At 71.8% G+C, this 12505-nt stretch carries 12 protein-coding genes; 10 read left to right on the forward strand and 2 right to left on the reverse strand.

Features of this window, described 5'->3' with window-relative positions; translation table 11 throughout:
- Positions 1 to 35: 35 nt before the first annotated feature.
- Positions 36 to 680 (reverse strand): TetR/AcrR family transcriptional regulator, encoded by a 645-nt coding sequence (locus tag OG927_RS27275; RefSeq protein ID WP_056792133.1) that lies wholly within the window; start codon positions 678 to 680, stop codon positions 36 to 38.
- Positions 681 to 899: 219 nt separating this feature from the next.
- Between OG927_RS27275 and OG927_RS27280 the strand changes: the two genes are divergently transcribed.
- From OG927_RS27280 to OG927_RS27290, 3 genes are all read left to right on the forward strand, one after another.
- Positions 900 to 1820 carry a DMT family transporter gene (locus OG927_RS27280; RefSeq protein WP_056792496.1) on the forward strand — a complete coding sequence of 307 codons (921 nt, stop codon included), beginning with the start codon at positions 900 to 902 and terminating at the stop codon, positions 1818 to 1820.
- A 283-nt stretch (positions 1821 to 2103) separates the two neighbouring features.
- Positions 2104 to 3276, forward strand: a complete 1173-nt coding sequence (locus OG927_RS27285) for a cytochrome P450 family protein (RefSeq protein WP_056792134.1) — start codon at positions 2104 to 2106, stop codon at positions 3274 to 3276.
- A gap of 91 nt (positions 3277 to 3367) precedes the next feature.
- The gene (locus tag OG927_RS27290) at positions 3368 to 3571 is read left to right on the forward strand and encodes a hypothetical protein (protein WP_330320933.1); all 204 of its coding nucleotides are present in this window, start codon (positions 3368 to 3370) and stop codon (positions 3569 to 3571) included.
- 46 nt (positions 3572 to 3617) lie between these two features.
- Here OG927_RS27290 and OG927_RS27295 read toward each other — a convergent pair whose 3' ends face one another.
- Positions 3618 to 4622, reverse strand: coding sequence for a Gfo/Idh/MocA family protein (locus OG927_RS27295; protein WP_319101762.1), 1005 nt, complete (start codon positions 4620 to 4622; stop codon positions 3618 to 3620).
- A gap of 93 nt (positions 4623 to 4715) precedes the next feature.
- Between OG927_RS27295 and OG927_RS27300 the strand changes: the two genes are divergently transcribed.
- The 7 genes from OG927_RS27300 to pcaDC all read left to right on the forward strand — a co-directional run bounded on the left by OG927_RS27300 (position 4716) and on the right by pcaDC (position 12501).
- Positions 4716 to 5477, forward strand: a complete 762-nt coding sequence (locus tag OG927_RS27300) for a GntR family transcriptional regulator (RefSeq protein WP_124280693.1) — start codon at positions 4716 to 4718, stop codon at positions 5475 to 5477.
- A 252-nt stretch (positions 5478 to 5729) separates the two neighbouring features.
- Positions 5730 to 6743 (forward strand): substrate-binding domain-containing protein, encoded by a 1014-nt coding sequence (locus tag OG927_RS27305; protein WP_442759648.1) that lies wholly within the window; start codon positions 5730 to 5732, stop codon positions 6741 to 6743.
- The gene (locus OG927_RS27310) at positions 6740 to 7786 is read left to right on the forward strand and encodes an ABC transporter permease (protein ID WP_056792139.1); all 1047 of its coding nucleotides are present in this window, start codon (positions 6740 to 6742) and stop codon (positions 7784 to 7786) included. Before OG927_RS27305 ends, OG927_RS27310 begins: the two co-directional genes overlap by 4 nt.
- The gene (locus OG927_RS27315; RefSeq protein ID WP_056792140.1) at positions 7783 to 8649 is read left to right on the forward strand and encodes an ATP-binding cassette domain-containing protein; all 867 of its coding nucleotides are present in this window, start codon (positions 7783 to 7785) and stop codon (positions 8647 to 8649) included. Before OG927_RS27310 ends, OG927_RS27315 begins: the two co-directional genes overlap by 4 nt.
- Positions 8650 to 8780: 131 nt before the next feature.
- Entirely contained in the window at positions 8781 to 9947 is a 1167-nt protein-coding gene (locus tag OG927_RS27320) for an ROK family glucokinase (protein ID WP_056792141.1), read from the forward strand.
- Between the two features lie 67 nt (positions 9948 to 10014).
- Positions 10015 to 10692 carry a hypothetical protein gene (locus tag OG927_RS27325; RefSeq protein WP_371613049.1) on the forward strand — a complete coding sequence of 226 codons (678 nt, stop codon included), beginning with the start codon at positions 10015 to 10017 and terminating at the stop codon, positions 10690 to 10692.
- Between the two features lie 255 nt (positions 10693 to 10947).
- Positions 10948 to 12501: a bifunctional 3-oxoadipate enol-lactonase/4-carboxymuconolactone decarboxylase PcaDC gene (gene pcaDC / locus OG927_RS27330; protein ID WP_434092659.1), complete on the forward strand. Its 1554-nt coding sequence runs from the start codon at positions 10948 to 10950 to the stop codon at positions 12499 to 12501.
- Positions 12502 to 12505: the final 4 nt, after the last annotated feature.

A 12505-nucleotide genomic window follows, 5' to 3' on the forward strand; every position in this document is an offset into this window, starting at 1 on the left:
CCGCGCCGTACACGGCGCGGCAGTTGTGCGGGTGCTCAGGGTGCGGCGGGCAGCGGTGTCACACCCGTCGCCGCGCTGCGCAGCCGCCCCAGGATGGCCCGCGCCGCCTTCGTGTAACCGGGGCTGTTGTTGTGCAGGACGGACTCCGCGTTGGCCAGCTCCATGAACGCGATGAGCTCGAAAGCCAGTTGGGAGACGTCCGTGTCCGCGGCCAGTTCCCCGCGCACCCGGGCCTCCTCGATCGTCTCCTCCACGAACGTCACCCAGCCGGTCTGCGTGGACGCCAGTGCGTCGTGCACCTTGCCCGCCCGCGAGTCGAACTCGGCGATGGTGGCGTAGAAGAAGCATCCGCCGCGGAACACTCTCTGCTGCGAGTAGGAGATCCAGCTCTCGCACATCCGCCACACGCGACCGAGCCCCGGGTCCACGGCCCGGGTCGGGGTCAGCACGTGATCGACGAAGACCGTCACGGCCGCCCGTACGGTGGCGAGCTGCAGCTCCTCCTTGGAGCCGAAGAGCGCGAAGACACCGCTCTTGCTCAGCTTCAGCTCCGTGGCGAGCCGGCCGAGCGACAGGCCCTCCAGCCCCTCCGTCGAAGCGACCTGGACCGCGCGCCCCAGGACCAGCTGCCTGGTCTGGTTCCCCCGCTCGACCCGTCCGTCCGGCCGCGCTCCACCCATGTGCCAACTCCGTGTGTCCGAGCGTCAAGACCGACATTCTAGGAGGACCCGTCATCGCGGGGAGGCCGCTTCGGCACGGACAACCCCTGGGAGCGGACGACCGGACCGCCCCTCGGACAGAGGTTCACGCGGGGGGTGTCCGTTCGGTACGGTGACCGCTTCCCGTGTGAGCCGGCGAGGTCTCCACATCGTTTCCCTGTGGAGAACCAGGAGAACCAGGTGTCCTCTGTCGCGCTGCCCACTGCCGCGCCGTCCCGCCGTGCGTGGGTCACGGACCTCCCCGTCCTGCTCGTCGCCGCCGTATGGGGTGCCAGCTATCTCGCGGCCAAGGGCATCACCACCACGCACACCGTGATCGCCGTGCTCGTGCTCCGCTTCGCGGTCGTCCTGCCCGTCCTGGCCGTGGCGGGATGGCGCAGGCTCCGGGCGCTGAGCGCGGCCCAGTGGCGCGGCGCCGGACTGCTGGGGCTGGTACTCAGCGGCATCTTCCTCCTGGAGACGTACGGCGTCGTCCACACCTCGGCCACCAACGCCGGGCTCATCATCAGCCTCACGATGATCTTCACCCCGCTCGCCGAGGCCGCCGTGACCCGGACCCGGCCGCCCCGGACCTTCCTCGCCGCCGCGGGGCTCTCCGTCACCGGCGTGGTGCTGCTGACCCAGGGCGGCGGCTTCACCAGCCCCTCCGCGGGGGACCTCCTGATGCTGCTGGCCGCCCTCGCCCGCACCGTCCACGTCCTGGCGATGGCGCGCATCAGGTCGGTCAGGGACGCGGACTCGCTGTCCCTGACCACCGTGCAGCTCGGCAGCGCGGTCATGGTCTTCGCCGTCCTCGCCGCCGTCCCCGGCACCGGCCCGGCGCCCTGGACGGTGGCGGCGGGCTTCGGCGCGGCCGAGTGGGCGGGGCTGATCTTCCTCTCCGTCTTCTGCACGCTGTTCGCCTTCTTCGTGCAGATGTGGTCCGTACGACGCACCTCGCCGTCCCGCGTCAGCCTGCTGCTCGGCACGGAACCGCTCTGGGCCGCCGCCGTCGGCATCTCCCTCGGGGGTGAGCGCCTCGGCGTCCTCGGGGTGCTGGGTGCCGTCCTCGTCCTCGCGGGCACCGCGTGGGGGCGCCGCAGCGCGGAGGTCAGGCCCTGATCGGGTCCGCTGCGATCACCGCCCCGCCACGTCATGCGACCGGCGCCGTGTGACGGGGTGAACGGGTATGCGGGCAAGCGGCGTTGGCGGGCGGGACGCTTCGAACGGCGCCTTGCCGGGCAGGAGCGGTGAACCGGAGGGCAGGGGACGTGCCCCGACGGTGTCCCGGGCACCTCCCTACCGGCCTGCTGCCGCGCCCCGACCCGCCTGGGCATCCGAACTCCCCGATCGAGCAGTCCCGTTGTCCTAGGCTGAGCGGATCAGACCGGAAGGGGGCGGGCCGATGTCCGTGGTCGATCTACGCGAGGTGCCGGACTTCACAGCGAACCCGTATCCGCACTACGCGAAACTGCGCGCCGAGGGTCCCGTGCACACCATCCGGACCAGCGACCCGGGACGGATCTGGCTGATCGTCGGGTACGAGGAGGGCCGCGCGGCCCTCGCGGACCAGCGTTTCAGCAAGGACTGGCGGTCGTCGGACAGCTGGACGGCATCGAGCAACCCGATCAACGCCAACATGCTGGAGATGGACGGACCGGAGCACGCACGGCTGCGCAAGCTCGTCGCCCGTGAGTTCACCGCCCGGCGCGTCGAGGCGCTGCGCCCGCGCGTCGAGCAGATCACCGGTGAGCTCCTCGACGCGATGGTGCCCGCCGGACGCGCCGATCTCGTCGACGCCCTCGCCTTCCCGCTGCCGATGACCGTGATCTGTGAGCTCATCGGCGTACCCGACCTGGACCGGGACAGATTCCGGCTGTTGTCCAACGCCATCGTCGCGCCCCTCTCGCCCGAGAAGGAGAGCGAGGCCGTCCACGCCATGGGCACCTACCTCGACGAACTCATCGAGGACAAGCGCCGTGCGCCCGGCGAGGACCTCATGAGCGCCCTGATCCAGGCGCGCGACGAGGAGGGCGACCGGCTCTCGCCCGAGGAACTGGTCGGCATGGCCTTCCTGCTGCTGGTGGCGGGCCACGAGACGACCGTGAACCTGATCTCCAACGGTGTACGCGCGCTGCTCGACCACCCGGAGCAACTCGCCCTGCTCCGCGCCGAACCCGAGCTGATCGACGCGGCGGTCGAGGAGATGCTCCGGTACGACGGTCCCGTCGAGAACTCCACCTTCCGCTTCACCCGGGAGCCGGTGCGGGTCGGCGGCCACGTCATCCCGGCGGGCGAAGCGGTCCTGGTCGCCCTGGCCTCCGGGGACCGCGACCCCGGCCGCTATCGGGACCCGGACACGTTCGACATCCGGCGCGGGGCACAGGGCCATCTCGCGTTCGGGCACGGCACGCACTACTGCCTGGGGGCGCCGCTGGCCCGCATGGAGGGGCGGATCGCGGTCCGGGCGCTGCTGGAGCGGTGCCCCGGCCTCGCACAGGACCCGGACGGCGGTGAGCTGGACTGGCTGCCAGGGATGCTGATCCGGGGGGTCCGCAGCCTGCCCGTCCGCTGGTGAGTCACGGACCGCCGTCCGGTGTGCTGACGGGCGGGCGGCCGAGGTCTTCGGACCGTGGGCTCCCGCACGGCGTCCGGTGCGTTGTCAGTCAGTGGCAGAGCCACGACCGCGGGAGACCCGCCACGCGCTGCCGGTCAGGGCCAGGAAGTCGAAGGACCGCACGCTGTGTCTGAACGACGCCTCCGGCATCGTCCTGTGGCACGAGGGCACCCAGAGCCCGGCCCGACCGGTGTCGCCGGCGGTGGCGGACGTGACCGGTACCGCGAGGTGGGTCGTCATTCCCGCCCTCGGGTGAACCGGCTCGTACGTCCGTTCCGGTCGTGATCCCGGCACTCCCCGGGTCAGAGCCCGGGGATCTCCGTCATCCGTACGGGCCGCCGCTCCTTGCGCGAGAGCTCGCACGCCTCGGCGATCCGCAGTGCGTGCAGCGCCTCGCGGCCGTCGCAGGGGTTGGCCGCCTCCCCGCGTACGACACCGACGAACGCGTCCAGTTCCGCCTCGTACGCGGGGGCGAACCGCTCCAGGAACCCGGGCCACGGCTCGGCAGGGGCAGGCGGGCCCTGCGGTTGTGCCGAGGTCAGGGGCGTACGGCCGTCGAGCCCGACCGCGATCTGGTCCCGCTCGCCCGCCAGCTCCATGCGTACGTCGTAGCCGGCGCCGTTGCACCGGGTGGCGGTGGCGGTGGCGAGTGTGCCGTCGTCCAGGGTCAACAGGGCGGCTGCCGTGTCCACGTCGCCCGCCGCCCGGAAGATCGGGGGCCCGGCGTCCGATCCGGTGGCGTACACCTCGGTCACCTCGCGGCCCGTCACCCAGCGCAGGATGTCGAAGTCATGCACCAGGCAGTCCCTGAACAGGCCGCCGGAGAGCGGCAGATAGGCCGCGGGCGGGGGAGCGGGATCTGACGTCACCGCCCGTACGGTGTGCAGCCGCCCCAGGGAGCCGCCGCGCACCGCGGTGCGCGCCGCGGCGTAGCCCGCGTCGAACCGGCGCATGAATCCGAGCTGCAGCACACTGCCCGCGCGCTCGACCGCGCCGAGCGCGCCCAGGGTGCCCGGCAGGTCCAGGGCGATCGGCTTCTCGCAGAACGCCGGCAGGCCCGCCCGCGCCGCCCGGCCGATGAGCTCCGCGTGCGCCGAGGTGGCCGAGGCGATGACGACCGCGTCCACCCCCGAGGCCAGGACCTCGGAGGCGGAGGCGGCGGTCGTGGCACCGGTCCGCTCCGCCACCCGCGCGGCGCGGGCCGCATCGGGGTCCGTCACCACGAGGGCGTCGACTCGGGGATGGCGTGCGAGCACGCCCGCGTGGAAGGAGCCGATACGGCCCGTGCCGATGAGTCCGATGCGCATGGACTCAACGTGCCGCCCACCGGCTGCCCTGTCAACTATATGTCCTGACAATTCGCAGGTGCGGGAGCGAGGCGACGGGGTACGCTCCGTGCCGTGCCCAAACCCACCGCCGACTCCGCCGCCCTGGGGCTGGGTGTGGACCGCACCAGTCCCGTCCCGCTCTACTACCAGCTGGCCCGGCAGCTGGAGACGGCCATCGAGCAGGGCCTCCTCGCACCCGGCAGCCTCCTCGGCAACGAGCTGGAGCTCGCCGCACGGCTCGGGCTGTCCCGGCCCACCGTCCGGCAGGCCATCCAGTCGCTCGTCGACAAGGGCCTCATGGTGCGCCGCCGGGGCGTCGGCACCCAGGTCGTGCACAGCCGCATCAAGCGCCCGCTCGAACTGAGCAGCCTCTACGACGACCTGGAGGCGGCCGGCCGCCGGCCCGCGACCCGCGTGCTGCGCAACACGGTCGAGCCGGCGACGGCCGACATCGCGGCGGCGCTCGGGGTGGCGGAGGGCAGCGACGTCCACCTCGTCGAACGCCTGCGGTACGCCTACGACGAGCCCATGGCCCTCCTGCGCAACCACCTGCCCCCGCAACTGCTCGATCTCGGCACCGAGCGGCTGGAGTCGACCGGCCTGTACCGGATGATGCGCTCCGCCGGAATCACCCTGCACAGCGCCCGTCAGACCGTGGGCGCCCGGGCCGCCACCGTCGAGGAGGGGGAGCTGCTCGACGAAGCCGCCGGCGCCCCGCTGCTGACGATGGAGCGGACCACGTTCGACGACGGCGGCCGGGCGGTCGAATACGGCTCCCACGTCTACCGGGCCGCACGGTACGCGTTCGAGTTCCAGCTGCTGGTGCGTCCCTGAGCCCGAGCCCCGTACGCCGTGGGTGAGGAACGTACGGACCATGTATTGACGGGGTCACGTAAGGCCGCTAGAACTCCCACAGCCGCAATCCCGCGGTGGGGCGAGGGAAGGGGTACGGCCACCGAATCGCCGTCACGCCCCTGCCGGGCTGTCCCGGGACGGGCTCGGGGATACTTGGGCGGCCGGGCCGCGAGTCCGCTCCCCCGGCTCCACCAGGCAGCACAGTGAGCAGCACAAGAAGGGCACGGCGTCGTGGCAAGGGTTCGGACAGGGGTACGTGCGATGGGTGCCGTGCTGGCGGCGGTGCTGGGTGCCTCCCTCATGGGATGCAGCAGCACCGGCGGCAAGCGGGCGGAGGAGCGCGCGGCGAAGGAAGCCGCGGAGGGCCGGTCCGCGGTGAACACACCTCGCTGGACGTTCGCCATGGTCACCCACTCGGGAGACGGTGACACCTTCTGGGACATCGTCCAGAAGGGCGCCGAGCAGGCGGCCCTCAAGGACAACATCAACTTCCTCTACTCGCACAGCGACGAGGGCCAGCAGCAGGCCGAACTCGTCCAGACCGCGATCGACAAGAAGGTCGACGGCCTGATCGTCTCGCTGGCCAAGCCCGACTCGATGAAGGCCGTCGTCGCCAAGGCGGTCGCGGCCGGTATCCCCGTGATCACGGTGAACTCCGGCTCGGCCGAGTCCAAGTCCTTCGGCGCGCTCACCCACATCGGGCAGGACGAGTCCATCGCCGGTGAGGCCGTCGGTGACGAGCTCGACGACCGGGGCCGCAAGAAGGCGCTGTGCGTCCTGCACGAACAGGGCAACGTCGGCCACGAGCAGCGCTGCGCCGGAGCGAAGAAGACCTTCGACGGCACGATGCAGAACCTGTACGTCGACGGCACCAACATGCCCGACGTCCAGGCCTCCATCGAGGCGAAGCTCGACTCCGACCGGAGCATCGACGCGGTCGTCACCCTCGGCGCACCCTTCGCCGCCGCGGCGGTGAAGGCGAAGAAGACCGCCGGCAGCAAGGCCGAGATCGACACCTTCGACCTCAACGCGAGCGTCGCCACCGGCCTCGCGGACAAGTCGCTCGGCTTCGCCGTCGACCAGCAGCCCTACCTCCAGGGCTACGAGGCCGTCGACCTGCTCTGGCTCCACCGCTACAACCGGAACGTCCTCGGCGGCGGCCTGGCCGTCCTGACCGGCCCGCAGATCATCACCGCCGACGACGCCGACGAGCTCGCCGAGTACACCGATCGGGGAACCCGATGACGGCGACCGGTCGGACGGCACCGGAAACCGACGAACGGCTGGTCCGCACCTCGCCGCTGCGCAAGCTGCTCGGCCGCCCCGAGCTCGGCTCGATCGTCGGGGCCGTGGCCGTCTTCCTCTTCTTCGCGATCGTCGCCGACAGCTTCCTGCAGTCCTCCAGCTTCGGCACGGTGCTCTACGCGGCCTCCACCATCGGCATCATGGCGGCGCCGGTGGCACTCCTGATGATCGGCGGCGAGTTCGACCTCTCGGCCGGCGTGATGGTGACCAGCGCCGCGCTGATCTCCTCGATGTTCAGCTACCAGATGACGGCGAACGTCTGGGTCGGCGTCTTCGTGTCGCTGCTCGTCACCCTCGGCTTCGGCGCGTTCAACGGCTTCATGCTGACCCGCACCAAACTGCCCAGCTTCATCATCACGCTCGGCACGTTCCTGATGCTGACCGGCCTGAACCTCGGCTTCACCAAGCTGATCAGCGGCACCGTGTCGACCAAGGCCATCGGCGACATGGAGGGCTTCGAGTCGGCCCGCAAGGTCTTCGCCTCCTACCTCACCATCGGCGGCGTCGAGTTCAAGGTCACCATCCTGTGGTGGGTCGCGCTCGTCGCGGTCTGCACCTGGATCCTGCTCCGCACCCGCTTCGGCAACTGGATCTTCGCCGTCGGCGGCGAGGCCGGCGCGGCCCGCGCGGTCGGCGTCCCGGTGATCCGCACGAAGATCGGGCTCTACCTCGGGGTCGCCTTCGCCGCCTGGGTCTCCGGACAGCACCTGCTGTTCTCCTACGACGTGGTGCAGTCCGGCGAGGGCGTCGGCAACGAGCTGACGTACATCATCGCGGCGGTCATCGGCGGTTGCCTGATCACCGGCGGCTACGGTTCCGCGATCGGTTCCGCGGTCGGCGCGATCATCTTCGGCATGACCAGCAAGGGCATCGTGTACGCGGAGTGGAACCCGGACTGGTTCAAGTTCTTCCTGGGAGCGATGCTGCTCCTGGCCACCCTGCTCAACGCATGGGTACGCAAGCGCGCGGAGGCGACGAAATGACGGCCCCCCAGGCTCCGGCCCCCCGGGACACCGACACGGCCCGCCCGGCGCTCGTCGAGCTCGACCACGTCAGCAAGTACTACGGCAACATCAAGGCCCTGGAGAACGTCTCCCTGGAGGTCCACGCGGGGGAGATCTCCTGTGTCCTCGGGGACAACGGCGCGGGCAAGTCCACCCTCATCAAGATCATCGCGGGGCTGCACCGGCACGATGCCGGGACCTTCCTGATCGAGGGCGCCGAGACCACGCTCGCCAACCCGCGCGACGCCCTCGACCGGGGCATCGCCACCGTCTACCAGGACCTGGCCGTCGTCCCGCTGATGCCGGTCTGGCGCAACTTCTTCCTCGGCTCCGAGCCGACGAAGGGGGCCGGGCCGTTCAAGCGCCTCGACGTGCAGCTGATGCGCGAGACGACCCGCACGGAACTGCTCCGCATGGGCATCGACCTGCGGGACGTCGACCAGCCCATCGGCACCCTGTCGGGCGGGGAGCGCCAGTGCGTGGCGATCGCCCGCGCGGTCTACTTCGGGGCCAAGGTCCTCGTCCTGGACGAGCCCACGGCGGCGCTCGGCGTCAAGCAGTCCGGCGTCGTCCTCAAGTACGTCGCCGCCGCCCGCGACGCCGGGCTCGGCGTGGTCCTCATCACGCACAACCCCCACCACGCGTACCTCGTGGGTGACCGGTTCGTCCTCCTCAAGCGCGGCGTGATGTCCGGCAGCCACACCAGGGACAGCGTCACGCTGGACGAGCTCACCCGCCAGATGGCGGGTGGCAGCGAGCTGGAGGAGCTCAGCCACGAGCTGGAGCGGGCTCCCGCGCCGGACCACCTCGGTGGCCGTCCGGTCGGCGACGACACCCCGTAGACGCCCCGGATGTTTCCCGCCCCCGGGCCATCCACCGGTCCCGGGGGCCCGGGAATGGCAGAATCGGGGGCGGCGGGCACCGTTCGCCGCCGGAGGGCTGACCCGCCGGCCCCCCGACCTGCGCAGGGACGATGAGCACGTACCGCGACTTCACACACCGCGGCTCCGCCCGCGCCACCGTTCTGCGGACCGTCGGGACCAGGGAGCGGCGCTCGCACCTGACCGCGCCGCGGGTCCCGACCGTCGGGATCGACATCGGCGGTACGAAGGTGATGGCCGGGGTCGTCGACGCCGACGGCAACATCCTGGAGACCCTGCGCACGGAGACGCCGGACAAGTCCAAGAGCCCCAAGGTCGTCGAGGACACCATCGTCGAGCTGGTCCTGGACCTCTCCGACCGGCACGACGTGCACGCCGTCGGCATCGGCGCGGCCGGCTGGGTCGACGCGGACCGCTCCAAGGTGCTCTTCGCACCGCACCTCGCCTGGCGCGACGAACCCCTCCGGGACGCCATCGCCTCGCGCCTCGTCGTCCCCGTCATGGTCGACAACGACGCCAACACGGCGGCCTGGGCGGAATGGCGCTTCGGCGCCGGACGCGGCGAGGACCACCTGGTCATGATCACGCTGGGCACCGGCATCGGCGGCGCGATCCTGGAGGACGGGCACGTCAAGCGCGGCAAGTACGGCGTCGCGGGTGAGTTCGGCCACATGCAGGTGGTACCCGGCGGGCACCGCTGCCCGTGCGGCAACCGCGGCTGCTGGGAGCAGTACAGCTCGGGCAACGCGCTGGTGCGCGAGGCCAGGGAGCTGGCCGCGGCGGACTCCCCGGTGGCCCACGGGATCATCGAGCGGGTCAAGGGGAACATCCCCGACATCACGGGCCCGCTCATCACCGAACTGGCCCGTGAGGGCGACGCGATGTGCGTCGAGCTCCTCCAGGACATCGGCCAGTGGCTCGGCGTCGGCATCGCCAATCTCGCCGCCGCGCTCGACCCGTCCTGCTTCGTCATCGGCGGGGGCGTGAGCGCGGCCGACGACCTGCTGATCGGCCCGGCCCGGGACGCGTTCAAGCGCCACCTCACCGGCCGCGGCTACCGCCCCGAGGCCCGCATCGCGAAGGCTCAGCTCGGCCCGGAGGCGGGTATGGTCGGCGCGGCCGACCTGGCCCGTCTGGTCGCCCGGCGATTCCGGCGGACCAACCGGCGGCGCGTGGAGCGGTACGAGCGCTACGCGCAGTTCTACGACCAGGCGGCGAGCACCATCCGCAGCACGCGCAGCACCCGCGACGCCGACTGACCGCAGCCGCGCCGCGGCACCCTGGCCATCAGCACTTCCGCACCGCAGCTTCGAGGGATCACCGACCATGACCGCAGCCGAGCACCACGTCGTGCCGGGACAGCCCTCCACCTCGGGTACCCCGGGTTCCGACGGCTCCTCGGGTTCCTCCGGCTCCCCGGGTTCTCAGGCTTCTCAGGGTGCTCCGGGTTCCTCCGGGGACGGTGGCGCGATGCCTCCGCAGGACCGGCGCCGGATGATCCGGCGCAGGCTGATCACCCTGACCATCATCGTGCTGCTCATCGGCATCCCGGCCGGTTACCTGGTGATCTCCGCAGGTCAGAGCCGCCGCTCGGGCCAGGACAAGGAGGCCGAGGCGGCGGCCCAGGGACTGCGCGAGGACTGGCCGTCCGGTATGCAGCGCCGGATCTTCGAACTGCCGGTCCCCGGCAACGCCACCGGCGTCCAGTACTACGAGACGAACAACTGGAAAGCCAGCAGGATGTACCTCAAGTTCCGGACGACCTCCGCCGGTCTCGACCGGTTCCTGAGCGGCGTGGGAACCGGCCGTGCCGCGCTGGAGACCGGCAAGGTCAGCATCGGGGAACGCGACACCCGGATCACCGGATGGTTCTTCGGACCGGGCGTCGACTGGGCGGGGACGACCCACCGGAACAAGGCCCCGCGCCCCACGCAGGACATCACGGTCAACATGACCGACCCGGCTGCCCCCGTCGTGTACGTGGTGTCCGCGGCGACCCCCTGACGGGGAGCGGACGGGTGGCTCATTACCCTGGAGCGAGTGAGTGACGTGAGCGAGACGACCCCGCAGCCCGCCCAGCCCCCCCACCACGGTCAGGGCGACCCGGCCCGGCAGCTCCACCCGACCCCGCAGCCGGCGGCCGCTCCGCAGTACGCGCAGGACCAGCGGATACCCCTGGCGCCGCTGATGCCGCAGGTCCCGCTGACCCCCCAGGTCCCCCTGACCCCCCAGGTCCCGCAGGTCCCGCTGACCCCCCAGATGCCGTCGGTGCCACTGGCCTCGCAGGCCGGGAGACCGCACTCCGTGCAGGGCGAGCTGGTCCAGCAGCCCTCCGGGCAGCCCCAGGACCTCCTGCCCGGCCCGGCACCGCAGCCCGTGCCGCAGCACGCACTGGCCCACCCGCCCCAGCAGCAGCACCCCGGGCAGCCCCAGGCCCCCCAGCCGGCGCACGTGCCCCTGTACACCGGCGCCCCGGAGGCCACCCACGGCCGCCCGCCCGGCACGCCCCCGCAGGGACCCCGCGCGCCGCAGCAGGACCGGCAGGCGGCGCAGCTGCTCCAGTACCGCTTCGACGGGCCGGACGACGCCCCCGTCCTGGTGATCGGCCCCTCGCTCGGCACGACCTGGCACATGTGGGACCGCCAGATCCCCGGGCTCTCCCAGCACTGGAGGATCTTCCGGTACGACCTCCCCGGGCACGGCGGAGCACCGGCGTACCCGGCAGCAGCCGTCAGTGACCTCGCCGACCGGCTCCTCGCCACGCTGGACAGCGTCGGTGTCCACCGCTTCGGGTACGCGGGCTGCTCCATCGGCGGCGCCGTCGGCGCCGACCTCGCGCTGCGCCATCCGCACCGGGTGGCTTCCCTCGCGCTCGTGGCGGCCTCGCCCCGCTTCGGCACCGCCGACGAGTTCCGTCAGCGCGGGGTGATCGTCCGCAGCAACGGCCTGGAGCCGATCGCCCGCACCTCCCCGGAACGCTGGTTCACCCCCGGCTTCGCCGCAGCCCAGCCGGCCATCGTCGAGTGGGCCGTACAGATGGTGCGCACCACGGACCCCGGCTGCTACATCGCGGCCTGCGAGGCCCTGGCCGCCTTCGACATCCGTACGGAGCTCTCCCGGATCGGCGTGCCGACCCTCGTCCTGGTCGGTGCCGAGGACAAGGTCACCGGTCCCGCCGAGGCCCGTACCCTCGTCGCGGGAATTCCGGACGCCCGGCTCGCCCTCGTACCCGGCGCCTCGCACCTGGCCCCCGTCGAGCAGCCCGGTGCCGTCACCGATCTGCTCCTCATGCACTTCTCCACGGGCTGGCAGGACACCCTGGGCTCGATCCCGGTGCCGCCCGCCCCGGGGGGCACGGCCTCCTTCGTGCCCGTGGTGCCGGCGGGCGAGATAGCCGCCGCCGTCGTGCCCGAAGCGGTCCCCGCCGGCCGCGGTGACCGCTACGACAGCGGGATGAAGGTCCGTCGCGAAGTGCTGGGCAACGCCCACGTGGACGCGGCCACGGCCGCCTCCGACGCCTTCACCGACGACTTCCAGGAGCTCGTCACCCGCTACGCCTGGGGGGAGATCTGGACCCGGGAAGGCCTGGACCGCAGGGCCCGCAGCTGCGTCACCCTCACCGCGGTCGTCGGTTCGGGGCACCTGGGGAGCCTCGCCCAGCACGTCAGGGCCGCCCTGCGCAACGGGCTCACCCCCACCGAGATCAAGGAAGTACTGCTGCAGACGGCCGTCTACTGCGGCATTCCGGCGGCGAGTGCCGCGTTCGGCATCGCCCAGTCGGTGATCCAGGCCGAGACCACTCCGCCCGCGTAGCAGG

It is taken from the genome of Streptomyces clavifer, assembly GCF_036345975.1.
In the GTDB taxonomy this organism is placed as follows: Bacteria; Actinomycetota; Actinomycetes; order Streptomycetales; family Streptomycetaceae; genus Streptomyces; species Streptomyces clavifer.

Bases quoted from the DNA above. Each gene is read 5' to 3' on its own strand.
- OG927_RS27275 (WP_056792133.1), bottom strand. From the start codon at position 680: ATGGGTGGAGCGCGGCCGGACGGACGGGTCGAGCGGGGGAACCAGACC.
- OG927_RS27285 (WP_056792134.1), top strand. From the start codon at position 2,104: ATGTCCGTGGTCGATCTACGCGAGGTGCCGGACTTCACAGCGAACCCG.
- OG927_RS27295 (WP_319101762.1), bottom strand. From the start codon at position 4,622: ATGCGCATCGGACTCATCGGCACGGGCCGTATCGGCTCCTTCCACGCG.
- OG927_RS27310 (WP_056792139.1), top strand. From the start codon at position 6,740: ATGACGGCGACCGGTCGGACGGCACCGGAAACCGACGAACGGCTGGTC.
- OG927_RS27315 (WP_056792140.1), top strand. From the start codon at position 7,783: ATGACGGCCCCCCAGGCTCCGGCCCCCCGGGACACCGACACGGCCCGC.
- OG927_RS27320 (WP_056792141.1), top strand. From the start codon at position 8,781: ATGAGCACGTACCGCGACTTCACACACCGCGGCTCCGCCCGCGCCACC.
- OG927_RS27325 (WP_371613049.1), top strand. From the start codon at position 10,015: ATGACCGCAGCCGAGCACCACGTCGTGCCGGGACAGCCCTCCACCTCG.
- pcaDC (WP_434092659.1), top strand. From the start codon at position 10,948: ATGCCGTCGGTGCCACTGGCCTCGCAGGCCGGGAGACCGCACTCCGTG.